The organism is Pseudomonas chlororaphis (genome assembly GCA_001023535.1).
Taxonomy (GTDB): domain Bacteria; phylum Pseudomonadota; class Gammaproteobacteria; order Pseudomonadales; family Pseudomonadaceae; genus Aquipseudomonas; species Aquipseudomonas chlororaphis_E.
This window is the reverse complement of the sequence record CP011020.1, coordinates 3,005,460-3,030,089: the sequence shown is the minus strand read 5'-3', so window position 1 is coordinate 3,030,089 and position 24,630 is coordinate 3,005,460. Positions and strand designations below refer to the sequence as shown.

Here is a 24,630-nt window from a genome sequence, read left to right as displayed (position 1 = left end):
GTGTCGTCCTGGGGGATAATGCCGCCTTTTTATCGCAAACTTGAGCTCTTTATACGCTTATGTTGTCCAGAACCCTGCTGTGCCTAGCTGTTACCAGCGCCTCCATGCCCTTGCTCGCCGACACTGTCTGGTTGAAGAACGGCGACAAGCTCAGCGGCAAGATCACCGTTTTCGATGGCGGCAAATTGCTGATCCAGACCGATTACGCCGGGGCGGTTCCCATTGATTGGAAACAGGTCAAGACCCTGGAGAGCGACCAGCAACTGCTGGTCAAACAGGATGCCTACACCGGCGAGAAGGCCAAGGCGCTGCACGCGGCCGAGGATGGCAAGGTGACGCTGGCCAATGGCGAGGCGCCCAAGACCGTCGAGCTGGCCAGTATCCAGCAGATCCTCAAGCCCAAGCCGGTGGTCGAAGACCTCGTCTGGAAAGGCAATATCGATGCCGCGCTGGATTACAAGCGCGCGGAAAACGATACCGACGATTACGACATCGACTTCAAGACCTCGGCGCGCCATGGCCGATGGCGGCATAACGCCGAAGGCGAATACAACCGCGAGTTCCAGGATGACGTGGTGTCGACCGACAACTGGCGCCTGGAATACTCCCTGGACCGGTTCCTGACGGATAAGTGGTTCTGGCAGGGGCGACTCAACTACAAGCGTGACAAGGTCGAGGACCTGGCCCGTCAACGCGTGGTGGGTACCGGTCCGGGCTACCAGTTCTGGGACGACGAGCTGGGGGCGTTCTCGCTGGGCTCGCTGCTCAACCGCACGGACTACGAGTACCGAGACGGTGGCAAGGACAACTTCTATTCCGTGGCCATGAAGTGGGACTACAACCGCTACCTGATTGGCAAGCGTGTCGAGTTCTTCACCAATGGCGAGGTGGGCAAGCCGCTGTCCGGCGTGGCCGAATACGCCTACGACGCCGAGATGGGCCTGCGCTACAAGGTCACCGATTGGGCGTCGCTCAACCTCAAGGCCGAGAAGGATGTCATCGACGGGACCGAGGACAGCGACCTGAGCAAGACCCGCTATACGGCGGGGTTTGGCGTGACCTGGTAACGCCGGCCTGAAGCCATCCTCTCCTGTGGGGGCGGGCTTGCTCGCGAAAGCGTTCGATCAGTACCTTTTATGGTGGCTGGTACAACGCTTTCGCGAGCAAGCTCGCTCCCACAGGTTTTTTATGCGCTTGAACAAAACACTCGGGCACAAAAAAGCCCCGCTTTTGAGGGCGGGGCTTTTTACTAAAGCAAGGACAAGTTAGATAACTTGTACTTCTTCAGCTTGCATGCCTTTCTGACCGCGGGTAGCGATGAAAGAAACCTGTTGGCCTTCTTTCAGGCTTTTGAAGCCGTCGGATTGGATAGCTTTGAAGTGAACGAACAGGTCGTCACCGGATTGTGGAGTGATGAAGCCGAAGCCTTTTTCATCGTTGAACCACTTAACGGTACCGGTTTGGCGATTAGACATGGTGTAACTCCTTGAACAAAGATAACTGCGACTCAGGAAGAACCCTGGCCGAGACTGAGTGCAAAGAGCAGGAAAAATTCTTGTAGATGGTTGGATCGAAATTCAACATATCGTGTAGAGATTCTCAGTGACACAAGCAGCACAGTGACGCCACCTTAACCCTTTTTCCGGAACGTGCCAATGGTCTTTGCGAAGGTTTCTCGGTTTTGGTGACTGACGGCCAAGGCGCGGGTCGCCAGCCCTTGGAAATCCCGGCGGATCGGCGAGATTTGCGTCCCGCGCTTTGAACCCGGCCCCATGCCCCGGTAAGATGCCGGACGTCTTTTTTCCACCTCGCTATTCAGGAACCCGCCATGAGCATCAAATCGGACAAGTGGATTCGCCGCATGGCGCAAGAGCACGGCATGATCGAGCCCTTCGTCGAGCGCCAGATGCGTGGCGAAGGCCCCGACCGGCTGATTTCCTTCGGCGTCTCCAGCTATGGCTACGACGTGCGCTGCGCCGACGAATTCAAGGTGTTCACCAACATCAATTCGGCCACCGTCGATCCGAAGAATTTCGATGAGAAAAGCTTCGTCGACATCAAGAGCGACGTCTGCATCATCCCGCCGAACTCCTTCGCCCTGGCCCGTACCGTCGAGTACTTCCGCATCCCGCGCAATGTCCTGACCATCTGCCTGGGCAAGAGCACCTATGCTCGCTGCGGCATCATCGTCAACGTCACGCCGCTGGAACCCGAGTGGGAAGGCCACGTCACCCTGGAATTCTCCAACACCACGACCCTACCGGCGAAAATCTATGCCAACGAGGGTGTGGCGCAGATGTTGTTCCTCGAATCCGATGAAGAGTGCGAAGTGTCCTACAAGGACCGTGGCGGCAAGTACCAGGGCCAGCGCGGCGTGACACTGCCGCGGACCTGATTCTGACGAACAGTGGGAATTCCTGGGCGGGCAGACACTCTATTGGGTGTACTGCCCGTTTTTGCGTCAGCGAAACGGGCCTTCGCTCAGGAGTTGCTCTATGAAGATCGATCCGCGAATCAGTGCCGAACTGGCAAGGCTTGAGCCCAATCAGATTGGCGTCATGGCCTGGTCATTGCTAGCCCATCCCGTTGAAGCGGCGGGTGGTATCCCCGGCCAGCCTGATCCCGATACTCCCAACGAACAGCCCACCGAGCCCGGCGAGCCCACCCTGCCGGATGAGCCGCCTCCAGCGCCCGTTGCCTGATCCGTATGGCCCGTCAATTGACGGGCCATACTTCGTTATCGCCAATGACGAAAATCCTGCAATCGTTGTCCTGCTCGACCCGATAGCCCCCCGTGAACGCGCCGAAGGCCGGTAGCAGGCTGATGTCGCTGCCCAGCCGGAAGCAGGCCAGGCGCAAGCGTTGCCGGCCCTTGCCCCTCAAGTGATAGACCGGATGCACATGCCCGGCCAGGACGTGTCGGCTGGGATGGGGATCGGGTTCGTGCTGTACGGCGAAAGGGCCCAGCAGCAAAGGCTCCGGCACCACGCGGATGTTCAGCGCGGCGGGCGGGTCGCCGGCCCGCTTGTCATGGTTGCCGCGAATCAGCGTCATCGCCAGGTGCGGATGCTTGCCGCGCCAGTCGGCCAGGGCGTTGAGGGTGCCTGGCGCGTGGGAGCCCGGGCCGTGGAGAAAATCCCCGAGGAAGATCAACTGCCGGCAGGGCAGGCGCGCCAGCAGGTCATCCAGAACCTCGATGTTGCTGGCGGTGGTTCCATGGGGCACCGGCTGGCCGAGGCTGCGGTAGGCGGCGGCCTTGCCGAAATGCACGTCGGCCACCATCAGGGTTTCCTGGGCGGGCCAGTAGACGGCTTTTTCCGGCAGCAGCCAGAGTGCTTCACCGGCCAGGTTGACGGGGTAGGGCGCGGGCATCAGGCGTCACCGCGATCGGCGGTTTTTTCGAGTTCGCTCACCATCCGGCGGATGCGATCGGCGAGTTTTTCCGAGCTCATGCTTTCCCTGAAACGCTCCACCAACAGCGGGAATCCCAGCGGGGTAGGGCGCTTGATGACATGCAGGTCCAGCGTCAAGGCGTTGAGGCGTTCCAAGGTCTGCTCCAGTCGACGGATATCCAATTCTTCACGCAAGACTTCTTCCCCGGCCTGGGCCAGCAGCAGGTTGTCGGCGTCGTACTGCTTGAACACTTGAAAGAACAGGCCACTGGAGGCCTGGACTTGGCGCGTGCTCTTGGGCGCGCCGGGGTAACCGGCGAATACCAGCCCGGCGATGCGGGCAATTTCACGAAAGCGGCGCAAGGCCAGTTCGCCGGCGTTCAGGCTGGCGAGTACGTCGGCCAGCAGGTGATCAGTGCTCAACAGCCCAGGCGTCAGGCACACCGACCAGTCCACCGGCGTGGCACTGAGCAGTTCCAGGCCGTAATCGTTCACGGCAATGGAAAACGTCACCGGCTGTTGCCGGCTCACCCGCCAGGCCAGCAGGCTCGCCAGCCCCAGATGAACCTGGCGGCCGGCGAACGGGTACAGGAACAGGTGCCAGCCTTCCCGGGACTTGAGCGCCTCCGCCAGCAGCGAGCCCTGCGTGGGCAAGCCGGACCAGCGTTGTTGCGTCATTAGCAGCGGCTTCACGGCTTGCATCTCCGGGCCTTCGAAACGGCCTTGGGCCGCTTCGCTCAGGCGGGCCACGACAGCAGCGGCCAGTTCACTGGAAAGCGGCATGCGCCCGCCGTTCCAGCGCGGCACGGCGGCTTTTTTTGCCTGGCTGCGGCGCACATAGGCGGTCATGTCTTCGACCCGGACCAGTTCCAGCAGGCGCCCGGCGAACAGAAAGCCGTCACCGGGCCGCAAGCGGGCGATGAAGCCTTCTTCCACGCTGCCCAGGGTCTTGCCGCCACCACCCTTGCTCCAGAATTTCAATTGCAGGCTGGCATCGCTGACGATGGTGCCGATGCTCATGCGATGGCGCCGGGCCAAGCGGGCGTCGGGGACCCGCCAGATGCCGTGCTCATCCGGTTCGACCCGACGGTAGTCGGGGTAGGCGGTCAACGACAGGCCGCCGTGGCGCACGAAGGCCAGCGCCCAGGCCCATTCGGCCGGGTTCAGGTCGCGATAGGCCCAGGCGCCGCGCACTTCCTCGAACAGCGCTTCGGGCACGAAACCGCCGCCCAGGGCCATGCTGACCAGGTGTTGCACCAGCACGTCCAGGGGTTTGTGGGGCGATTCGCGGGGCTCGATACGCCGTTGGGCCACGGCGTCCTGGGCGGCCGCGGCCTCGATCAACTCCAGGCTGTGGGTCGGCACCAGGGTGACCCGTGAGGTCCGTCCCGGCGCATGGCCGGAGCGTCCAGCCCGTTGCATCAGCCGGGCCACGCCCTTGGCCGAGCCGATCTGCAGCACCCGTTCCACCGGCAGGAAATCTACCCCCAGGTCGAGGCTGGAGGTGCAGACCACCGCCTTGAGCTGGCCTTCCTTCAGTGCGCGCTCCACCCAGTCCCGAGTATCGCGGGACAGCGAGCTGTGGTGCAGGGCGATCAGCCCGGCCCAGTCGGGCCTGGCTTCAAGGATGGCCTGGTACCAGATTTCCGATTGGGCGCGGGTATTGGTGAAGACCAGGCAACTGCTGCTGGCGTCGATCTCTGCCACCACTTGGGGCAGCATCTTCAGGCCGATATGCCCGGCCCAGGGAAAGCGTTCCAAGGTAGGCGGCAGCAGGGTGTCGACCCGCAGGGCCTTGCTGTCGGCGCCCTGCACGCTGATCCCATCGCCCCGGGGGATCAACACCTGCTCGGCGTGTTCCTGATTCCCCAGCGTGGCGGACACGCCCCAGACGATCAGGTCGGGATGCCAGTGGCGCAAACGGGCCAGCGCCAATTGCAACTGCACGCCACGCTTGTTGCCGATCAACTCGTGCCATTCATCCACCACCACCATGCGCAGCGTCGATGTGGCCGCCTGGGCATCGGCGCGGGCGAGCATCAACGTCAGGCTTTCGGGCGTGGTGATCAGGGCCGTGGGCAGGCGCCGGCTTTGCCGGGCCCGCTCGCTGGCACCGGTGTCGCCGGTCCGCAGGCCGACGCTCCAGGGCAGTTGCAAATCCACCAACGGCGCTTCGAGGGCCTTGCCGGTGTCGGCGGCCAGGGCGCGCATCGGCGTGATCCACAGCACTGTCAGCGGTTCGGCCGGCGGTTTGCGCTTGCGCGGCTTGTCGGGCGGTGGCGCGGGGCGGGCGAAGCGGTTGAGGGCCGCGAACCAGACGGCGTAGGTCTTGCCGGCACCGGTGCTGGCGTGCAGCAACCCGGACTCCCCTCGCTTGACCGCGTTCCACACCTGTTTCTGAAAGGCGAACGGTTTCCAGCCCCGGGCACTGAACCACTGTCTTGCGAAGTCGTTGGATGTCGCCATGCCTGCCGCGCGCGCCCTGGAAGTCCTGTTTCAAAGACCACGGCAGGGCGCCAAAGGTTTTACGCGAAGCAGATTGTTTAAGCGCGAGGTTCTTGTGGCGAGGGAGCTTGCTCCCGCTGGACGCGCAGCGTCCCTTTGCGGTGTGTCTGTCAGAACCAGCGGGAGCAAGCTCCCTCGCCACGGGTGATGCGTTGCCAGGCCTACTTCAGGTTGCCACTGAGAAACTGCTTGAGCCGTTCGCTCTTGGGGTTGCCCAGCACGTCTTCCGGCGCGCCTTCCTCTTCCACCAGGCCCTGGTGCAGGAACAGCACCTGGTTGGAGACTTTGCGGGCGAAGCTCATTTCGTGGGTCACCATGATCATGGTCCGGCCTTCCTCGGCCAGGCCCTGGATCACCTTCAGGACTTCACCCACCAGCTCCGGGTCCAGCGCCGAGGTGGGCTCGTCGAACAGCATCACCTCCGGCTCCATCGCCAGGGCGCGGGCGATGGCCACGCGCTGTTGCTGGCCGCCGGAGAGGAACGCCGGGTACTGCTCGGCGACTCGCGCGGGCAGGCCGACCTTGTCCAGGTAGCGACGGGCACGGGCCTCGGCTTCCTGCCGGTCGACCCCCAGCACCCGGCGTGGCGCCATGGTGATGTTTTCCAGCACGGTCATGTGGCTCCACAGGTTGAAGTGCTGGAACACCATGGCCAGGCGTGTGCGGATGCGCTGCAGTTCATCGGCATCGGCCACGTGCATGCCGTGGCGGTCCTTGATCATCTGGACTGCCTGGCCGTCCAGGCTCATGGCGCCGTCGTTGGGTTGCTCCAGGAAGTTGATGCAGCGCAGGAAGGTACTCTTGCCCGAGCCGCTGGCGCCGATCAGGCTGATGACGTCGCCGGTCTTGGCCTTGAGCGAAACGCCTTTGAGCACCTCGTGTTCGCCGTAGCTTTTGTGCAGGCCTTCGATGGTCAGTTTGTACATGGAACAGGCATCCTCAAGGCGAAAGTAGGTAGCCGCTGCGGTAGGCTTCGGCACCGGCGACATGGGCGATCACCATGCCGGCGGTGGCCATGCGGCGCAGCGAACGGGCGTACATGAGCCCGGCGTTACGGCAATGAACGGGGGTGACGGTGTCGTTGATCGGGTCGATGATTTCCGCGATCAACTGGCCCGCCTCCAGGTATTCGCCAGGCAGTGCGCTGTAGACCAGCAGGCCACCCACGGGCGTCGCCACCGGCTCGACACCGGCCAGCGGCGTGGCGGGATAGGGCAGCTCGGGCATGGGCATCGGTTCGCCGTCGATGGCGCCGAAGCGGATCAGGTATTCGATCAGCGCCTGGCAGTCGAGGCTCGCCAACCCATGGTTGACGTCGCCCTGGCCGCGCAATTCCACGGTGACCGAAAAGCTGCCCAGGGGGATCTCGAACCGCTCGCCGAAGCGTTCCTTGAGTTGCCACCAGAGCAGGGTGAAGCACTCGTCGAACGACTGGCCGCCCGAATCAGTGGCCAGCAGGCTGGCCTCGGCGCCGATGTAGCGGGCCAGCGGCTCGACCTGCGGCCAGGCTTGCGGGGTGGTGTACAGGTGGGCCACGGCTTCGAAGTCGCAGTGCAGGTCCAGCACCATGTCGGCGTCGCAGGCCAGCCGCTGCAGCGCCAGGCGCAGCGATTGCAACTGCGTGCCGGCGGTCTGCCGGGCGAGGGCATCGCGCAGGCTGGTGCGGATCAGCATCAGGTTGTGCTGCGGATCGTCGGTGAGCAGTTCTTCGATTTCGTTGCCGATCTCTTCGCTCAGGTCGACGAAGCGGCGGTTGAAGTTTTGCCCGCTCTCCGTTTCGTAGCGACCCAGCGGCACGTCCATCAGCACTTGTTCAAGGCCGACGGGGTTGGCGACCGGCACCAGCACGATCTCGTAGCGCAGGTGGCCCGACGCTTCGAGTTCCGCCAGGCGCTGCTTGAGGTGCCAGGCCACCAGCATGCCGGGCAGTTCATCGGCGTGCAGGGACGACTGGATGTAGATTTTGCCGGCGGCTTTTTCCGGGCCGAAGTGAAAGCTGTGGATCTTGCGTGCGGTCCCCGGTACGGGGGCCTGCAGGTCATGGATCTGGTGGCGCATGTGGGTGTATGTCCTGGAACAGGGCCCTAGTGGGTCGGCCCGAGAAAGGCCAGCCATCGGCGTTCGGCGAGGCGGAAGAGGCCTACCAGTGCGAAGGTGACCGTCAGGTAGATCAGTGCGGCGATCCCGAATGACTGGAACGTCAGGAACGTCGCCGAGTTGGCGTCCCGGGCCACTTTCAGCACGTCAGGAACGGTAGCGGTGAATGCCACGGTCGTCGAGTGCAGCATCAAAATCACTTCGTTGCTGTAGTACGGCAGCGAGCGCCGCAACGCCGACGGCATGATCACGTAGGTGTACAGCTTCCAGCCGGTCAGGCCGTAGGCCTTGGCCGCTTCCACTTCCCCGTGGTTCATGCTGCGAATCGCCCCGGCGAAGATCTCCGTGGTGTAGGCGCAGGTGTTCAGGGCGAAGGCAAGGATCGTGCAATTCATGGCGTCGCGAAAGAAGCTGTCGAGCACGGGCTGGGCGCGTACCGCCGCGATGCTGTAAATGCCGGTGTAGCAGATCAGCAACTGGATGTAGAGCGGCGTGCCCCGGAACAGGTACGTGTAGAACTGCACCGGCCAGCGTATGGACCGCTTGGGCGAAACCCGGGCGATGGACAGCGGGATCGACACCACGAAGCCGATCAGCAGCGAGGCGCTGAGCAACCATAGGGTCATCGCCAGGCCGGTGACGTTGACGCCGTCGCTGTAGAGGAACGGTCGCCAGTACTCCTGCAAGAGTTCGATCATCGCACGGCCTCCCGGGCTCCGGCGGCGTAGCGGCGTTCAAGCCGGCGCAGGATGAAGTTGGAGGCGCTGGTGATCAACAGGTAGATCAATGCCGCCAGTACCAGGAAATAGAACAGTTGGTAGGTGCTCTTGCCGGCATCCTGGGCCGCCTTGACCAGGTCGGCCAGGCCAATGATCGACACCAGGGCGGTGGCCTTGAGCATCACCATCCAGTTATTGCCGATACCCGGCAGGGCGAAGCGCATCATTTGTGGAAACACCACGAAGCGAAACCGCTGGCCTCGTTTGAGGCCGTACGCGGTGGCGGCTTCGACCTGGCCCCTGGGCACCGCGAGGATCGCGCCGCGAAAGGTCTCGGTGAAGTACGCGCCGTAAATGAAGCCCAGGGTAATCACCCCGGCGCCGAATGGGTTGATCTCGATGTATTCCCATTCCATGAAGTCGGTAAAGGAGGTCAGCCAGGTTTGCAGGCTGTAGAAAATCAGCAGCATCAACACCAGGTCCGGCACGCCGCGAATCAATGTGGTGTAGAGCTGGGCAGGAATTCGCAACAGTTTGACGCTGGACAGCTTGGCACTGGCGCCCAGCAACCCGAGCACGACGCTCAGCAGCAGGGACAGGGCCGCCAGCTTGATGGTCATCCAGGTGCCCTGCATCAGCAGCGGGCCAAAGCCCTGCAGGCTGAAGGCCGAGAGCCCCAGATTTTGTAGGAGTTGTTCGAACATGGAAAATTGCCTTTGGCAGGAAAAAAGCGCCCACCCGGAACCGGATGGGCGCAGCGCATTATTTGCCGCTGTACAGATTCAGATCGCCAAAGTGTTTTTTCTGGATTTCAGCGTATTTGCCGTCGTCGTGTAACGCTTTGATACCTTTATCCAAAAGCGCCTTCAGCTCGCTGTTACCTTTCTTGATACCGATGGCGGTCTTGGCCGGCAGCAGTTCGCTGTCCACCGGCTTGCTGATTTCATAGTCGGCGCCTTTAGGCGATTTCAGAAAGCCCAGCTCCGCCTGCAGCATGTCCTGGATGGCCGCATCGAGACGGCCGGAGGTCAGGTCGGCATAGACCTGGTCCTGGTTCTGGTAGGCCTGGGTCTTGACGCCGGCCTTGTCCAGCACGGCTTTGGCATAGGCTTCCTGGATGGTGCCTTGTTCGTAGCCGACGGTCTTGCCTTTGAGCGAGGCCTTGTCCTCGGTCAGGCCCGAGCCTTTCTTGAAGACATAGGCCGTTGGGCCGGAGAACAGTTCGCTGGAGAAGTCGATGACTTTCTCACGGGCCGGGGTCACGGTCATCGAAGAGATGACGCCGTCGAATTTATTGGCTTTGAGGCCCGGGATCATGCCGTCGAAATCGCTTTCGACCCATTTGCATTTGACCTTCAGCTCTTCGCAGATGGCATTGCCCAGGTCGATGTCGAAACCGACCAGGCTGCCGTCGGCGGCCTTGGATTCAAAGGGGGCGTAGGAAGGGTCGACACCAAAACGCAGTTCCTTGTATTCCTTGGCGGTGGCGACGCCAGCAGCCATGCACAACGCCAGTGCAGAAAGGGTCAGCAGTGTTTTTTTCATTATTCAATCCCTAAAACCAATATGAGCGCCCATGGCGCGTAAGTATTGTTACCGGTGAAGGCGAGAACGGTATGACGGCATAAAGGTAGCAATTTCCGAACCAGAGTGCCGAACAAGTGTTTTAAAAGCTTTGGCAGCGGGAAGCGGAACGCGTTGGTGCGCGGGAGAGATCGTACAACAAAAAGGTGCACCGGGATGGGGCGTCAGTGGCATTGCGGTGCCTTTGTGGCGAGGGGATTTATCCCCGTTGGGCTGCGAAGTGGCCCTTAAAACAGACAACGCTTTGTATCAGGCAAATTGAGTTGTCTGGTTTGGGCCTGCTACGCAGGCCAACGGGGATAAATCCCTCGCCACATTGACAGTGGTTACCTTGGGAGTTTTTACAGGCCCGGCCCATTCAGGCTTACTTCAACAAATCCTGCAGCGTTGCCAGTGTGTCCGCTTCCTCGACAGGCTTGTCCTTGCGCCAACGCAGCATTCTGGGGAACCGGACCGCGATTCCACTTTTGTGGCGCTTGGACAGGGCAATGCCTTCGAAGCCCAGCTCGAACACCAGGGTCGGCGTGACGCTGCTCACCGGACCGTATTTTTCCAGGGTGGTCTTGCGCACAATGCTGTCGACCTGGCGCATTTCAGCGTCGGTCAAGCCTGAATAGGCCTTGGCGAACGGCACGAGGGTGCGGTCGCGACTGCCTGGCGGGTTGTCCCAGACCGCGAAGGTGTAGTCGCTGTAGAGGCTGGCGCGTCGACCGTGGCCGCGCTGGGCGTAGATCAGCACCGCATCGACACTGAACGGGTCGATCTTCCACTTCCACCACACCCCCATGTCCTTGGTGCGGCCGACGCCGTACAGCGCATCGCGTGCCTTGAGCATCATGCCTTCGACGCCCAGCCGGCGGGATGCTTCCCGCTGCCGGGCAAGGTCGGGCCAATCCTGGCCGGTGACCAGGGGCGAAGGCAGCAGGACCGTGCTATGGGCCCGCGCCAGCAATGCTTCCAGGCGCTCGCGGCGTTCGGCCTGGGGGCGACTGCGCCAGTCCTCGCCCTGCCACTCCAGCAGGTCGTAGGCCATCACCACCACCGGCGCGTCGTCGAGGATTTTCTTGCCCAGGGTCTTGCGGCCGATGCGTTGCTGCAACAGGGCGAACGGTTGCACCGAGGCGGACAGCGGCGCCTGCGGATCGAAGGCATCCTCGGTCAGCGGCTCCGAGGTTTTCCAGACGACGATTTCCCCGTCGATCACCGTGCCATCAGGCAAAGCCTGGGCCAATGAATGCAATTCGGGAAAACGCTCGGTCACCAGTTCTTCGCCCCGGGACCAGACCCACAGATGGCCATCGCGCTTGACCACCTGGGCGCGGATACCGTCCCACTTCCATTCCACTTGCCAGTCACTGGCCGGGCCCAGCAGGGCGTCGAATTGCTCCACCGGTGCAGACAACGCGTGGGCCAGGAAGAACGGATAAGGCTGGCCGCCGCGCTGGGCATGTTCATCGGCGGATTCGGCGGCGATCAGCTTGAGGTAAGCCGCGGCGGTCGGGCGGTGGGCCAGATCGGTGTAGCCCACCAGGCGCTGGGCCACCCGCTTGCTGTCCAGCCCGGCCAAGCCGGCCAGGGCGCGGGTGACCAACAGCTTGGACACGCCGACGCGAAAGCTGCCGGTGATGAGCTTGATGCACAGCATCAGGCTCGGTCGGTCCAGTTGCGCCCACAACGCCGGCAAGCGTTGCGCCAGCACCTCCGGGGTTTCGCCGCGCAATGGCAGCAGTTTGCGTTCGATCCACGAGGCCAGGCCTTCGTCGGAAAGGTGGGGCGACTCCGGCATGACCAACGAGATGGTTTCGGCCAGGTCGCCCACGGCCTGGTAGCTTTCCTCGAACAGCCAGGCGGACAACCCCGAGACCTGCACCGCCAACTCCCGCAGGACCTTGACCGGGACCAACTGCCGCGGGCGTCCGCCGGACAGGAAGTACACGGCCCAGGCCGCGTCCTGGGGTGAGGCCTTGGCGAAGTAGTCCTGCATGGCCGCCAGCTTGGCATTGCTGGAGGTGGTGGCGTCCAGGTCGGCATACAGCTCGGCAAAGGCTTTCATGACGCGTCCTCGTCGGCGTCGGCGGTGCTGGCCACGTCTTCCTCGTCGTCGCCGTATTCCGTGGTGAAGCCCTGGGCGTCGAGACCTTGCTCGCGCAGATGACGAACCAGTACGCCCACCGAGCCGTGCGTCACCATGACCCGTTCGGCGCCGGTCTGCTCGATGGCCCAGAGCAGGCCTGGCCAGTCGGCGTGGTCGGAGAGCACGAAGCCGCGGTCGACGCCGCGCCGCCGGCGGGTGCCGCGCAGGCGCATCCAGCCGCTGGCGAAGGCATCGCTATAGTCGCCAAAACGGCGCATCCAGGTACTGCCGCCGGCCGACGGCGGGGCGATGACCAGCGCCTGGCCCATGAGTGGATCGTTCTTTTTCACGTCGCCGGCATAGAGGGTCGGCGGCAGGTGGACGCCGGCCTCGCGGTAGACGCGGTTCAACGGTTCCACCGCGCCATGGGCGAGGATCGGCCCGAGGCTCGCATCGATGCCGTGGAGAATTCGCTGGGCCTTGCCGAAGGAATAGCAGAACAGCACGCTGGCGCGCCCCGCGGCAATGTTGGCTCGCCACCACTGGTTGATCTCGTCGAAGATCTGCGCCTGGGGTTGCCAGCGATAAATGGGCAGGCCGAAGGTCGACTCGGTGATGAAGGTGTGGCATTTCACCGGTTCGAACGGCGCGCAGGTGCCGTCGGGTTCGACCTTGTAGTCCCCTGAGGCGACCCAGACTTCGCCCCGGTGTTCCAGCCGCACCTGGGCCGACCCCAACACATGGCCGGCGGGATGAAAGCTCAGGGTCACGCCGTGATGCACCAGGCGTTCGCCATAGGGCAGGGTGTGCAGGTTGATGTCCTGGCCCAACCGCGAACGCAGGATGCCTTCGCCGGGGGCCGCGGCCAGGTAGTGCTGGTTGCCGCCGCGGGCGTGGTCGCCATGGGCGTGGGTGATGACCGAGCGTTCCACTGGACGCCAGGGGTCGATGTAGAAATCCCCGGGCGGGCAATACAGTCCTTCAGGGCGAGCAATGACAAGATCCATGCAATCACCGGGGTGATGGGCTTGTCAGGTAGAGGCGAGCGCGGGGTGAGAAGTTCTATCGGGTTTGGCGGGGCAGGCTCTTCTGTAAGGTTGAGCAAATGTGGCGAGGGGATTTATCCCCGTTGGGTTGCGCAGCGACCCTGAAAACAGACAACTCTTTGTATCAGGCAAATTGAGTTGTCTGGTTTGGGCCTGCTGCGCAGTCCAATGGGGATAAATCCCCTCGCCACAGTGAGGTGCAGTGCCGCTATTTGCCCGGCACCAAGGTCAACCGCGTCTTGCCGTACGCCCGGTCGAAGTTCTGCGGTTGCAGCGGCAGGTTCTGGTACTGGCCCTTGATCCACGGGTCGATGCCATTGAGGTAGTTCGGGCTCGCCGGGTTGCCGGATTGACCGGCGCCGTCCTGGACCATCAACGGTTCAGGTTGGCCGAAGTCCACGATCAGCCGCATGGCTGGGGCCACGGCGGTGTTGAAGTCCTGTCCCCAGGCGAACGCCGCGGTGTTGAGCGTGGTGGCATCGCCGCCTGCCGCTACCGGGCCACGTACGACCTGGCCGCTGCTGTTTTTCCAGGCGTAGTTGTGCAACTTGCCCCATTGCCAGGCCTGGTGAGCACCGCCCAGTTGGCTGTCACCGGCGCTGATGGCCGCCGCCAGGCTGCGGGCGAGGATGAGCGCCTTGTCTTCTTTCTGCGGTGTGCGCACGTCGTCCCAGAACGGACTGTCCTCGCGCCCCAGCAGATGATCGGCCTGGGCGGCGTAGGACAGTTGGCCGTTGGCAATCAGCGCTTTCCACGCCGGGCTGCTGTCCGGGCCCAGTTCGTCGAGGAAGATCTGCTTCATGCTTTCCTGCAGGAACAGCTCATAGATCGCAGCGTCAGCGGACGTCGGGCTGAGGCGGCCATCGAACGCCATCAGGCGGGTGTAGGCTTCGCGGGCCTTGGCCCGGTCGGCCACCGGCAGGGCGTCGATCGCCTGCTTGAGCGGCAGGGCCATGCCGGGGGCTTCGAAGACTTTCTTGAGTTTGGCCGCAAACGGGGTGGTCTGGTCATACTGCATGGCGCTCAGGCTACGGGCGTCGTGCTTGCCCGCGCCGGCCAGCTCGGCCAGGCGCTCGCCACGTTCCGGCGCGGCCCAGGAGTTGGACAACTGCATGCCATAGCCATGGGGGATGACCCGCTGGTTGGCGGTGCCCAGCCAGCCTTGGGCCGGGTCCTGGTCGTAGGGGTGTAGCATCGGGTCGGCGTAGCCGTCCCAGTCGTAGCGCCCGTCCCAGCCTGGCGACGGCAGCAGGCCTTCACCTTCGCGGCGGTTCGGATAACGCCCGGTGACTTGCCAGCCGATATGGCTGGCGTCGGCGAAGACCAGGTTCGCGGCCATGGCCCGGATTTCCCGGCTGGCATCGGAGGCTTTCTCGGCGCTCTGCGCCCGGGACAGGTCGAAGAACGCGTCCAGGGTCTTGTCGTCGGTGAAGCTCGGCGTCTGCAAGGCCAGGCCAAAGCCATTGGCCAGGGCCGGGCCTTGGGCGCTGTTGAGCAGCGGGCCATGCCGGGTCTCGTAGACGGCTTCACGAATCGATCGCTGGCCTTTGATGAAGTAGGTTTCGTTGCGCACGGTCGCCGGCTGCCATTTGCCGTTGACCTCGTAGGACAGACCGTTGCCTTGGCGTCGGATTTTTTCCAGGAACAAGTCCTGGTTGTCCCCCAGCACGCTGCTCATGCTCCAGGCCACCTTGCCGTTGAAACCGGCCAGGATCATCGGAATGCCCGCCACCGACAGCCCGGCTGCCTGGTACTTGGGCGCGCGGATCTGTACCGGGCTCCACAGCGCCGGCACGCCCAACGGCCCATGGCTGTCGCTGGCCAGCAGGCTCTTGCCGCTGCGGCTGCGTTGCGGGGCGATGGCCCAGTTGCTCGACGACGCAGCGCCCAGCAGGTTCATCGCGGCCAACTGGCTGCTGGCCTGGCTGATCTCGCCGAGGCCTGGCACCTGGCCATTGAGGCGGATGCCCTGGAGTTTGTCGGCCTCGGCCAGGGGCAACGGCTCGTCCGGGTAGGACGGGCTCAGCCAGGCGAGCTTGTCGTGGCTGACCGTCTGGGCCAGCACCAGGCTGGCGATCTCTTCCGGCAGGTTGGCCGACTGGCTGAAGTTCAGCAGGCAGAACATCAACGCCGAATCTTCCGGCTTCCAGTATTCGGGTTTGTAGCCAGTGGCCGCCAGGTCCGCCGGCAACTTGTCGCGGTAGCGGAACAGGTAGGCGTTGACGCCCCGGGAATAGACTTCGAAGAAGCGCTTGAGCCGCGGCGACGAGGCCTTGTACAGCTCATCGGCGTTTTTCTTCAGGTTGACGGCACGCATGTAGCGGTCGACGTCCAGCCGCTCGGCACCGGACATCTCCGCCAGGCGACCCTGGGCCAGCAGGCGCAGGGTCACCATCTGACCGATGCGGTCGCTGGCGTGGACGTAGCCGAGGGAGAACAGCGCGTCGTGGAAGCTGTTGCTCTCGATCAGCGGCATGCCCATGGCATTGCGCCGAATCGAAACATTCTGTGCCAGCCCCTTGAGCGGCTGCACCCCGGAGGTGGGCGGGACAGTGTCCTGGGTGTTCCAGGACTGGCATCCGCTCAAACCGAGCACACTGGCCACTGCGGCGGCAACGCCGAGCCGGGGGATGAAGGAAATAGAGGCTGGCGAGGCCATGGCAAAGCTCCTGCGGGAGGGGGTGTCGTCAATAAAGGCGCTACGTTAGTGAGCAGGAGGGGGCCGCGCAAGCGGGGGCGAGGGTTATTTGTTGATTTGGCGATGAAAGCCCCTGCGCGGATGGAACCTTGGTGATTTCAGGGCTGGAGCGGATTGATCTTGTCTGGCGTTGCAGGTAGGAAGGGAGGACGCGCAAGGTGGGAAAGCCCAAATGACCGAGCCAGGGAGACATGGCATGGAACTACGCAACAACGCAGCCTTGATCCTCATCGATCAACAAAAAGGCATCCTCCATCCCAGGCTCGGGCCTCGCAACAACCCCGAGGCTGAGTTGCGCATGCTGGAACTGCTGGGGTTCTGGCGAGCGTCGGCGCGGCCGGTGGTGCACGTTCATCATCTGTCCCGTTCGCCGGACTCGGTGTTCTGGCCGGGGCAATCGGGCGTGGAGGTGCAGCAGCGCTTCGAGCCATTGGCGGGGGAGTGGGTGATCCACAAGGATGTGCCGGACGCTTTCTGCGCCACTCACCTGGAGGCGGATCTGCGTCGGGCGGGTGTCGAGCAACTGGTCATCGTGGGGGTGGCGACGAACAATTCGGTGGAGTCCACGGCGCGCACGGCCGGCAATCTGGGGTTCGACACCTGGGTGGCCGAAGACGCCTGCTTCACTTTCGACAAGCCCGATTATTTCGGCAACCCGCGCTCGGCCGGCGAGGTGCATGGCATGTCCCTGGGCAACCTGCATGGCGAGTATGCGACGGTGGTCAGTGTGCAGCGGATTCTGGACGCAGGCTGACCAAGGGAGGTTGGATGTGCCGGCCTCATCGCGAGCAAGCTCGCTCCCACACTGATTCTGCGGCGATCACCGGATATCGTTTCACTGCAAGATCCTGTGGGAGCGAGCTTGCTCGCGAAGAGGGCAGGCCAGGTCAAACAATGCTGGCTGACCTAGCGCTATCGCGAGCAGGCTCGCACACAGGGGTCAACAGGCGAAGAAGTTCTTCGCCCGAACCCTCAAGCCCCGTGGCACTTCTTGAACTTCTTGCCATTGCCGCACGGGCACGGGTCGTTGCGACCGACGTCCTTCAGGGCGTTGCGCACCGGCTCCTGGTGAGCGTGGCCGCAGTTCGGGCCGTGGACGTGGCCGTGGTCATGATCGTGATGATGGTCGTGATCGTGGTTGCAATCAGGGCCGTGGACATGGGGTTGCTGGGTCATCGGGGTTACTCCGCAATTAAATCGGCGGCGATTATCACGCCATTGCGTTCCAGGTGCACGTAGTGGGCGATGAATAAGCCGGTTTCCAGCTCGCCCTCCAGCCGGTAGGGGATCTGTTCCCGGGGTTTTTGAAGCAGTTTCACCACGTCTCGTACCTGGGGCCACAGATTGGTGCGGATCGGCACCTTGAAATAGGCACTGTGCCTGGGTGCTACGGTGAACCAGTGCTCATGCTCGCCTTCGGTCAGCAACAGGTCGCCCAGATGGATCCGGTAAGTCAGGCCGCGCACGGTCAGGTCGCTGTCGCCGGGGTTGTCGACGCGAAAGTGCAAAGTGAACTTCTGCTCCAGCAGCCGCGCCCGCACCACCTCGACCTTGGCCAGGTGCACCTGGGGTTCGGGCGCCTGTTCACCTCGCCAGGACGCACAGCCGCCAAGCCCGATGAACAACAACAGGCAAGTGATGCGTAGCAGGTGCGTTGTCTGGGTCATGTCCGCGCCTCTGGTTTATTCCAGTCTAGCCCGCTGGCGAGAGGGGGCGTGTCGGACGCTCGTGAAATCAGCGGCCGAAGTAGCCCGCACAGCACTTTTTGAACTTATGCCCGCTGCCACACGGACAGCTGTCGTTGCGGCCGGCCTTGACCGGCACGGAGGGATCGATGAAGTACCAGCGCCCATCGTTCTGCACGAACGAGGATTGTTCCCGGTGGCTGTGCTCGCCCTGGCCATCGTGCCAGCGCGCGGTGAAGGTGACAAAGGCGTGTTCCGGCTGCCCGCCGAACACTTCGCTGCTTTCCACCTCCAGACCCAGCCAGGTGCTGTTGGCGCTCCAGTCGCTGATGGCCTGGCGGTCGAGACCGTCCTGCTGGGCGGGCAGGGTGGTGCTCACCAGATAGTCCACCAACCCCAGCACGTAGGCGCTGTAGCGCGAGCGCATCAGGGCTTGCGCACAAGGTGCCGGGTGGCCGTCGTGGTAGTGGCCGCAGCAGGCGTCCAGCAAGTTGCCGCTGCCGCAAGGGCAAATGGGTGTGTGTGGGCTCATGTTCACGGCTACCACCAGTATTTTCCAAAGTTTTCCGGGTTGGCCCAAAAGCGTGAGTTGAGCCAGTCGGGGACTTGCTTGTATTCAAGCAGATCGTAGGTGAACAGGGTCAGCACCTGTTCCTCGCGCTGGAATCGCTCATTGGCTTGCAGGGCCAGGGAAAAGAAGTCTGTCTCTTGCCAGCCGCAGGCGTTCAGGTCCGCGAGCACGGCGATACGGCTGGCGTTCAGGTTACGGATGCCACCCAACAGGTTCAGACCGTCGCGCTTGGGCAAATGCTCCAGGCAATCGAGCGCCAGGGCCAGGTCAAAACGCCGTGCCGCCACGTCCGCCGGCAAGGGGCCGGGGCCGGCGTGCACCACTTGCGTGGCGGGGTGCGCCTGCTGGAACGCCTCGAGCGCGGGGAAGCCGCTGGCGCCGATCAGCAGCAGTTTTTGCGGGGCATAACGCTCAAGCACGGCCGCCAAGGCTTGCTGGGGCGTGCGCGAAGAAATGGCAACGGTCATCGAAGTTCCTCTGTCAGGGGCACCACGATAGCTTGCTCGGACATCATGGCCTAGAGCGGTTTGCGCTTAACCGTGTCGAACGGTCGCAAACACGGGGCAAAAGTCGCGATTGCGTGAAGCTGGCGCAGATCCGAACTCGGGTCTTTACTCCCCTGAATCGGCGCCATGCCGATCCCTCAAGGAGAACACCCGATGAGCATAGTTCGGACAGCGTTACCCCTGGTTCTGCTAACCAGTGTGTTGACTGGTTGCGCAGGTTTGCAGAAAACCGACTGGCCGATCTGTGCGGCCACCGGTGGCGTCGTCGGCGCGGGGTTGGGCGCCATCGAAAGCAGTTCCTGGATCGGCCCAGGCGCACTGGTGGCCGGTACCGTGGCGGGCGCCTGGTGCTGGGCCCATGGCGACGGCGACGAAGATGGCGACGGCGTGCCGGACAGCCGCGACAAGTGCCCGGGCACGCCGAAGGGCGTGCAAGTTGACGCCGATGGCTGCCCGCCACCTGCACCGGCGCCGGTGGTCGAAGCCCCCGTGGTGGTCAAGGAAGAAACCATCGTGATCCGCGACGTGCACTTTGAATTCAACAAGGCCACGCTGACCCCGACCGACAAAGAGGTCCTGAGCACCGTTGCGACCCGGTTGAAGCAGGAAACGTCCACGACGCAACTGCGGGTCACCGGCCACACCGACAGCGTCGGCAGCGATGCGTATAACCAACGGTTGTCGGAGAAACGGGCCAATTCGGTGGTGCAATACCTGGTCGAGCAGGGCGTGCCGCGCGCCAGTTTCGTTTCGGTGTCCGGTGCCGGGGAAAGCCAACCGGTGGCCGACAACAAAACCGCCGACGGACGTGCGCTGAACCGCCGGACCGAAATCAGGATAAACCGCTGAAGCCCTTGCCATCCGCGGCTTGTAGAGTTACCGATGGCAGTCTTTACTCCTGTGTGACCGGTATGGGCCGGTGACACAGGAGCCTTCACCATGAACGTTCTAATCAGGGCCGCCTTACCGGTACTGCTGGCCAGCAGTCTGTTGTCCGGTTGCGCCACCCACAGCGATGGCAGCGCCTCTCTCAATCAACGTACCTGGCCGATCTGCAGTTTGATCGGTGGCCTGGCTGGCGGTGGCCTGGGCGCCATCCAAAGCAGTGGCTGGGCCGCGGGCGGTGCCGCGCTGGGCCTGCTGGGCGGTGGGTTGATCTGTTACGCCCAGGATGGCGATGAAGACGGCGACGGCGTGTTCGACCGCCGTGACCGTTGCCCCGACACGCCGGCCAACACCCCGGTCGAACATCACGGGTGCCCGTTGCCGCAGTACCCGGCCAGCGCGCCTGTGGCCGAGCCCGAGGCACCGGCGACGGAGGTCATCACCCTCAACGATGCCGGCAAGGTGTTGTTCGATTTCGACAAGTCCGACCTCACGCCCGCCGCTAGAAGCCAGCTCGATGGGTTGATGGGCAAGCTGGGCCATGCCAACGTCGCCAGTATCCGCGTGGTCGGCCACACCGACAGCGTCGGGACCGAGGCCTATAATCAAGGGTTGTCCGAGCGCCGGGCCAGCAGCGTCGTGGAGTACCTGCTGACCCAGGGGTTGGCGCCGGACAAGCTCACCAGCGAAGGCAAGGGCGAAAGCGAGCCGGTGGCCGACAACGAGACTGATGAAGGGCGGGCGCAGAACCGTCGGGTGGACCTGCACATCCAGCGTTGAGTGCGCTTCGCTTCAGTGGGCCCGGGGCCGCCGGCTCGCCATGGCGCGATCCGGCGGCCATCGAGCCGCGTTAAATTAAATTTGCCCCCGCCTCTGGCTTATCGCGCGCGCTAGCCGTTACTGTGCGCCCAAAGAATAATGTTCGTCGGGGAGGACGTATGAAGGTGTTCTGGGGGCTGGGCCGCTTGTTGACCCTGCTGTTCTGGCTGGTGGTGCTGGTCAACCTGATCATGCCGTTCGTCCATCCGCTGCATCTGCTGGTCAACCTCGCCGGTGCCGTGTTGCTGGTGCTCCATGTGCTCGAACTGCTGCTGTTCAGGGCCAGTTTTCGGGGCCGGCCTGCGCCGGGCCGTGATCGCCTTCGCGTGCTGCTGTTCGGCATCTTCCACCTGCAAACCCTCCCGACCGCGCCAGAGGCTTCCCATGCGTAAATTGTGTCTGCTCGTCGCCCTTGTCAGCCCTTGGGCCTCGGCCCAGGTGCTCCAGGTAGAAAGCCATTCGCTGATGCGTTTGCCCAATACCACCAGCACCTTGACCCTGGAGCGGCTGGACGTGGCCGACTACGGCACGTTGCTGGTGCCATCCAATGTCACCGAGTTGTCCGTTGGCCAACTGCACCTGGGACGCGAAGCCCGGATCGCCATCGTGCCCGCGCAACAGGCATTGGACATGAAGGTGGCCCAGGCAGAGTTGGCCGAGGGCAGCCAGATCACCTCCCGCGGCGCCCCGGGCACCTACACGAAGGCGGCACGGCCGGGACGTGATCTGAATCTGCGTTTCAATGCCTTGACGGCGCCGCAGTTGTCCGTGGATGCCCGTGGGGGGGCCGGTGCGCCGGGTTACGTAGGCCTGGACGGTGCGAACGGCCAGGCGCCGGGTTGTACGTGGGGCGCGGCGGGGCGTGGCGCCGACGGCAGCAATGGCAGCGACGGCCTGCCGGGGGCGGCCGGTGCACGGGTACGCCTCGAATTGCCGAGCGCCTACCCGGCCGAGCAGATCAAGGTGACCGTGGACGGCGGTGCCGGCGGCGCTCCCGGCCCGGGTGGCAAGCCCGGCCACGGCGGCAAGGCCAAGGGTTGCCTGGTCTATACCGCCGACGGTGGCAAGAGCGGCCGCCCCGGCGCCGAGGGCCAGCCTGGGCCTGCGGGAGCGGCCGGCGTGGTGACGGTGCAGCGCTTCTAAGCACGCTACGGATCAAATGTGGGAGCGGGCTTGCTCCCACAGGATTTCGTATCCCGGCAGGGATCGCGTTAAAACATCGGTCGCGCCGCGCCGATTGCCACCACCAGCAAACCGATCAGCAGGTTGATGCCCACCAGCCTGCGAATCTTCCCCAGGGCCGCTGCGCCCGTCGGCCAGTCCTGCGCGGCCACGGCGTTGCGCAGCGGTGGCAACTGCAGGGCCTGGATGCGGATGAACAGTGCCGTCATCACCACATACAAGCCCATCATCACCTGCACATAGCGCGGCGCGGTTTCAAAACCGGCGAAGCGCAGGTGGATCAGGCCTACACCGCTTATCGGCAAAAGTAGCACCGCGACCCAGACCCAAATGAAAAAACGCTGAAACACTTCTACCCACAACGTCAGCCTGGCAGGGCCCTCAAGTGCCGTCATTGCGGCGGGTCGCAGGATCATCCAGGCGAAGAACATGCCGCCGACCCAGACCAGGGCCGCCAGTAAATGCAGGGTGTAGACGAGGGCAAAGGGTGTCATCGGGTTACTCCGTTCTGCGCAGGATTCATTAGCGGGGTATGATAGCCGCCGATCCGAACCACTGAAAATTTATCCAGCGTTTTTTAGCGCCCGACATTCATGATCAGCACCGAACTCAAAACCACGATCCAGGGCGCCTATTCGCGTTTTCTCGAAGCCAAGAGCCTGAAGCCGCGCTATGGCCAGCGCCTGATGATCGCCGAAGTGGCGAAAGTCCTCGGCGATATCGACACCGACGATGAAGGCCGGCGCAGTGGCGAGCCCGCCGTCGTGGCGGTGGAGGCCGGCACCGGTACCGGCAAGACCGTGGCCTACAGCCTGGCGGCGATTCCCAGTGCCAAGGCCGCCGGCAAGCGCCTGGTGATCGCCACGGCCACCGTCGCCCTGCAGGAGCAGATCGTCTACAAGGACCTGCCCGACCTGATGCGCAACAGCGGGCTGAACTTTACCTTCGCCCTGGCCAAGGGCCGTGGGCGCTACATGTGCCTGTCCAAGCTCGACATGTTGCTCCAGGAAGGCCAGGCGCAGACCGCCACGGCCCAGCTGTTCGAAGAAGAAGGCTTCAAGATCGAAGTCGATGAGGCCAGCCAGAAGCTGTTCACCAGCATGATCGAGAAGCTCGCCGGCAATAAGTGGGACGGCGACCGTGACAGCTGGTCCACCGCGCTGGAAGACGCCGACTGGGCCCGCCTGACCACCGATCACAGCCAGTGCACCAACCGTCATTGCCCCAACTTCGGCCAGTGCGCCTTCTACAAGGCCCGCGAAGGCATGGGCAAGGTCGATGTGATCGTCACCAACCACGACATGGTCCTGGCCGATCTGGCCCTGGGCGGCGGCGCGGTATTGCCGGACCCGCGAGACACCGTCTACGTGTTCGACGAGGGCCATCACCTGCCGGACAAGGCCATCGGTCATTTCGCCCATTACACCCGGCTGCGCTCCACCGCCGACTGGTTGGAAACCACCGCCAAGAACCTCACCAAGCTGTTGGCCCAGCATCCATTGCCGGGCGACCTGGGCAAGCTGATCGAGCAAGTGCCCGAGCTGGCGCGGGAAATCAAGACGAACCAGCAGTTCATGTTCACCGCTTGCGAGCAGGTGGCCGATTTCAAACCGGGCGAAGACGTCGAGGGCCGTGAGCGACCCCGCCATCGGTTTGTGGGTGGGGTGATCCCCGAGCACATGCGCGAAATGGGCATCGAGCTCAAGAAAGGCTTCGCGCGCCTGACCGACCTGTTCACCCGCCTGACCGACCTGCTCAAGGAAGGCATGGATGGCGAAGTGAACATCGGCATCGCCAGCAACCAGGCCGAGGAGTGGTACCCGCTGTTCGGCAGCCTGTTGTCGCGTTCCCAGGGCAACTGGGAGCTGTGGACGGCCTTCACCGTCGAAGACCCGGAAGACAACCCACCGATGGCCCGGTGGCTGACCCTGGCCGAAAGCGGCTCGCTGTTCGACATCGAGGTCAACGCCAGCCCGATCCTGGCGGCGGACATGCTGCGGCGCAACCTGTGGAACGTCGCCTATGGCGCACTGGTGACGTCCGCCACGCTGACGGCGCTGGGCACGTTCGACCGCTTCCGCATGCGTGCCGGGCTGCCCAAGAAAGCCGTGACCGCCGTGGTCCCGAGTCCTTTCCATCATGCCGATGCCGGTGTATTGCGGGTGCCGGACCTCAACGCCGACCCGCGGGATGCCGCCGGCCATACCGCGGCGATCATCCGCGACCTGCCGGCACTGGTGGAAGGTTCGCGGGGCACCCTGGTGCTGTTTTCCTCGCGCAAGCAGATGCAGGACGTGTTCGACGGCCTTGACCGCGACTGGCGCAAGCAGGTGTTCATCCAGGGCAACCTGTCGAAACAGGAAACCCTGAACAAGCACAAGGCGCGGGTCGACGGTGGGGATAGCAGCGTGCTGTTCGGCCTCGCCAGCTTTGCCGAAGGCGTCGACTTGCCCGGCGCCTACTGCGAACACGTGGTGATCGCCAAGATCCCGTTCTCGGTGCCCGACGACCCGGTGGAAGCCGCGCTGGCGGAGTGGATCGAGGCGCGGGGCGGTAATCCGTTCATGGAGATTTCCGTGCCGGATGCGTCGCTGAAACTGGTCCAGGCCTGTGGTCGACTGCTGCGCACCGAGGAAGACCGCGGCACCATCACCTTGCTCGACCGCAGGCTGGTGACCCAGCGCTATGGCAAGGCGATCCTGAATGCGCTGCCACCGTTTCGGCGGGAGATTTCCTGACGCCCCGTCATTTTTATGGTCAGCGAGCCATCTGTGGCGAGGGGATTTATCCCCGTTGGGGCGCGAAGCGGCCCTGAAGCCAGGCGACTCGGAGTGCCAGGATAAACAGAATTGGCTGTTCGGGGGCTG

Annotated in this window: 25 protein-coding genes; 9 read left to right on the top strand and 16 right to left on the bottom strand. The window is 63.6% G+C overall.

Features of this window, described 5'->3' with window-relative positions:
- Nucleotides 1-59: 59 nt before the first annotated feature.
- The gene (locus VM99_13400) at nt 60-1,067 is read left to right on the top strand and encodes a peptide chain release factor RF-3 (GenBank protein AKJ99017.1); all 1,008 of its coding nucleotides are present in this window, start codon (nt 60-62) and stop codon (nt 1,065-1,067) included.
- 198 nt (nt 1,068-1,265) lie between these two features.
- Here VM99_13400 and VM99_13395 read toward each other — a convergent pair whose 3' ends face one another.
- Nucleotides 1,266-1,475 (bottom strand): cold-shock protein, encoded by a 210-nt coding sequence (locus tag VM99_13395; protein ID AKJ99016.1) that lies wholly within the window; start codon nt 1,473-1,475, stop codon nt 1,266-1,268.
- Nucleotides 1,476-1,828: 353 nt separating this feature from the next.
- Here VM99_13395 and dcd point away from each other — a divergent pair, with 353 nt between their 5' ends.
- Nucleotides 1,829-2,395 (top strand): deoxycytidine triphosphate deaminase, encoded by a 567-nt coding sequence (gene dcd / locus VM99_13390; protein ID AKJ99015.1) that lies wholly within the window; start codon nt 1,829-1,831, stop codon nt 2,393-2,395.
- Between the two features lie 100 nt (nt 2,396-2,495).
- Nucleotides 2,496-2,702, top strand: coding sequence for a hypothetical protein (locus VM99_13385; protein ID AKJ99014.1), 207 nt, complete (start codon nt 2,496-2,498; stop codon nt 2,700-2,702).
- A gap of 13 nt (nt 2,703-2,715) precedes the next feature.
- Here VM99_13385 and VM99_13380 read toward each other — a convergent pair whose 3' ends face one another.
- From VM99_13380 to VM99_13335, 10 genes are all read right to left on the bottom strand, one after another.
- Nucleotides 2,716-3,372: a DEAD/DEAH box helicase gene (locus tag VM99_13380; protein ID AKJ99013.1), complete on the bottom strand. Its 657-nt coding sequence runs from the start codon at nt 3,370-3,372 to the stop codon at nt 2,716-2,718.
- Nucleotides 3,372-5,858, bottom strand: coding sequence for a DEAD/DEAH box helicase (locus VM99_13375; GenBank protein ID AKJ99012.1), 2,487 nt, complete (start codon nt 5,856-5,858; stop codon nt 3,372-3,374). The genes VM99_13380 and VM99_13375 overlap by 1 nt, the downstream gene beginning before the upstream one ends.
- Before the next feature lie 200 nt (nt 5,859-6,058).
- Entirely contained in the window at nt 6,059-6,823 is a 765-nt protein-coding gene (locus tag VM99_13370; GenBank protein AKJ99011.1) for an amino acid transporter, read from the bottom strand.
- 13 nt (nt 6,824-6,836) lie between these two features.
- Nucleotides 6,837-7,955 carry a succinylglutamate desuccinylase gene (locus tag VM99_13365; GenBank protein AKJ99010.1) on the bottom strand — a complete coding sequence of 373 codons (1,119 nt, stop codon included), beginning with the start codon at nt 7,953-7,955 and terminating at the stop codon, nt 6,837-6,839.
- 26 nt (nt 7,956-7,981) lie between these two features.
- The gene (locus VM99_13360; GenBank protein AKJ99009.1) at nt 7,982-8,692 is read right to left on the bottom strand and encodes an amino acid ABC transporter permease; all 711 of its coding nucleotides are present in this window, start codon (nt 8,690-8,692) and stop codon (nt 7,982-7,984) included.
- Nucleotides 8,689-9,417: an amino acid ABC transporter permease gene (locus VM99_13355; protein AKJ99008.1), complete on the bottom strand. Its 729-nt coding sequence runs from the start codon at nt 9,415-9,417 to the stop codon at nt 8,689-8,691. The genes VM99_13360 and VM99_13355 overlap by 4 nt, the downstream gene beginning before the upstream one ends.
- 58 nt (nt 9,418-9,475) lie before the next feature.
- The gene (locus VM99_13350) at nt 9,476-10,258 is read right to left on the bottom strand and encodes an ABC transporter substrate-binding protein (GenBank protein AKJ99007.1); all 783 of its coding nucleotides are present in this window, start codon (nt 10,256-10,258) and stop codon (nt 9,476-9,478) included.
- A 403-nt stretch (nt 10,259-10,661) separates the two neighbouring features.
- On the bottom strand, nt 10,662-12,350 hold the full coding sequence (locus tag VM99_13345) for an ATP-dependent DNA ligase (GenBank protein AKJ99006.1): 1,689 nt from the start codon (nt 12,348-12,350) through the stop codon (nt 10,662-10,664).
- On the bottom strand, nt 12,347-13,378 hold the full coding sequence (locus tag VM99_13340; GenBank protein AKJ99005.1) for an exonuclease: 1,032 nt from the start codon (nt 13,376-13,378) through the stop codon (nt 12,347-12,349). Before VM99_13340 ends, VM99_13345 begins: the two co-directional genes overlap by 4 nt.
- Nucleotides 13,379-13,625: 247 nt before the next feature.
- On the bottom strand, nt 13,626-16,076 hold the full coding sequence (locus tag VM99_13335) for an acyl-homoserine lactone acylase subunit beta (GenBank protein ID AKJ99004.1): 2,451 nt from the start codon (nt 16,074-16,076) through the stop codon (nt 13,626-13,628).
- Nucleotides 16,077-16,311: 235 nt separating this feature from the next.
- On the opposite strand from VM99_13335, the gene VM99_13330 reads away from it, so the two are divergent.
- Nucleotides 16,312-16,869, top strand: coding sequence for an isochorismatase (locus tag VM99_13330; protein AKJ99003.1), 558 nt, complete (start codon nt 16,312-16,314; stop codon nt 16,867-16,869).
- 218 nt (nt 16,870-17,087) lie between these two features.
- On the opposite strand, the gene VM99_13325 is transcribed toward VM99_13330, so the two are convergent.
- From VM99_13325 to VM99_13310, 4 genes are all read right to left on the bottom strand, one after another.
- A complete protein-coding gene (locus VM99_13325; GenBank protein ID AKJ99002.1) occupies nt 17,088-17,291 on the bottom strand; it encodes a zinc chelation protein SecC in 204 nt (67 codons plus the stop codon).
- A gap of 5 nt (nt 17,292-17,296) precedes the next feature.
- On the bottom strand, nt 17,297-17,782 hold the full coding sequence (locus VM99_13320; protein AKJ99001.1) for a lipoprotein: 486 nt from the start codon (nt 17,780-17,782) through the stop codon (nt 17,297-17,299).
- A gap of 67 nt (nt 17,783-17,849) precedes the next feature.
- Complete coding sequence (locus tag VM99_13315; GenBank protein AKK01748.1) at nt 17,850-18,332, bottom strand: hypothetical protein; 483 nt, start codon at nt 18,330-18,332, stop codon at nt 17,850-17,852.
- A gap of 8 nt (nt 18,333-18,340) precedes the next feature.
- Nucleotides 18,341-18,838, bottom strand: a complete 498-nt coding sequence (locus VM99_13310) for a hypothetical protein (GenBank protein AKJ99000.1) — start codon at nt 18,836-18,838, stop codon at nt 18,341-18,343.
- 192 nt (nt 18,839-19,030) lie between these two features.
- Here VM99_13310 and VM99_13305 point away from each other — a divergent pair, with 192 nt between their 5' ends.
- The 4 genes from VM99_13305 to VM99_13290 all read left to right on the top strand — a co-directional run bounded on the left by VM99_13305 (nt 19,031) and on the right by VM99_13290 (nt 21,724).
- Entirely contained in the window at nt 19,031-19,726 is a 696-nt protein-coding gene (locus VM99_13305) for a membrane protein (GenBank protein ID AKJ98999.1), read from the top strand.
- 90 nt (nt 19,727-19,816) lie between these two features.
- The gene (locus tag VM99_13300) at nt 19,817-20,542 is read left to right on the top strand and encodes a membrane protein (GenBank protein AKJ98998.1); all 726 of its coding nucleotides are present in this window, start codon (nt 19,817-19,819) and stop codon (nt 20,540-20,542) included.
- 158 nt (nt 20,543-20,700) lie between these two features.
- Entirely contained in the window at nt 20,701-20,973 is a 273-nt protein-coding gene (locus VM99_13295) for a membrane protein (protein AKJ98997.1), read from the top strand.
- Complete coding sequence (locus tag VM99_13290; GenBank protein ID AKJ98996.1) at nt 20,966-21,724, top strand: collagen pro alpha-chain precursor; 759 nt, start codon at nt 20,966-20,968, stop codon at nt 21,722-21,724. The genes VM99_13295 and VM99_13290 overlap by 8 nt, the downstream gene beginning before the upstream one ends.
- A 68-nt stretch (nt 21,725-21,792) precedes the next feature.
- Here the strand turns inward: VM99_13290 and VM99_13285 are convergent, their stop codons facing one another.
- Nucleotides 21,793-22,257, bottom strand: a complete 465-nt coding sequence (locus VM99_13285; GenBank protein AKJ98995.1) for a membrane protein — start codon at nt 22,255-22,257, stop codon at nt 21,793-21,795.
- A gap of 99 nt (nt 22,258-22,356) precedes the next feature.
- Here VM99_13285 and VM99_13280 point away from each other — a divergent pair, with 99 nt between their 5' ends.
- Nucleotides 22,357-24,501 (top strand): ATP-dependent DNA helicase DinG, encoded by a 2,145-nt coding sequence (locus VM99_13280; protein AKJ98994.1) that lies wholly within the window; start codon nt 22,357-22,359, stop codon nt 24,499-24,501.
- Nucleotides 24,502-24,630 lie beyond the last annotated feature (129 nt).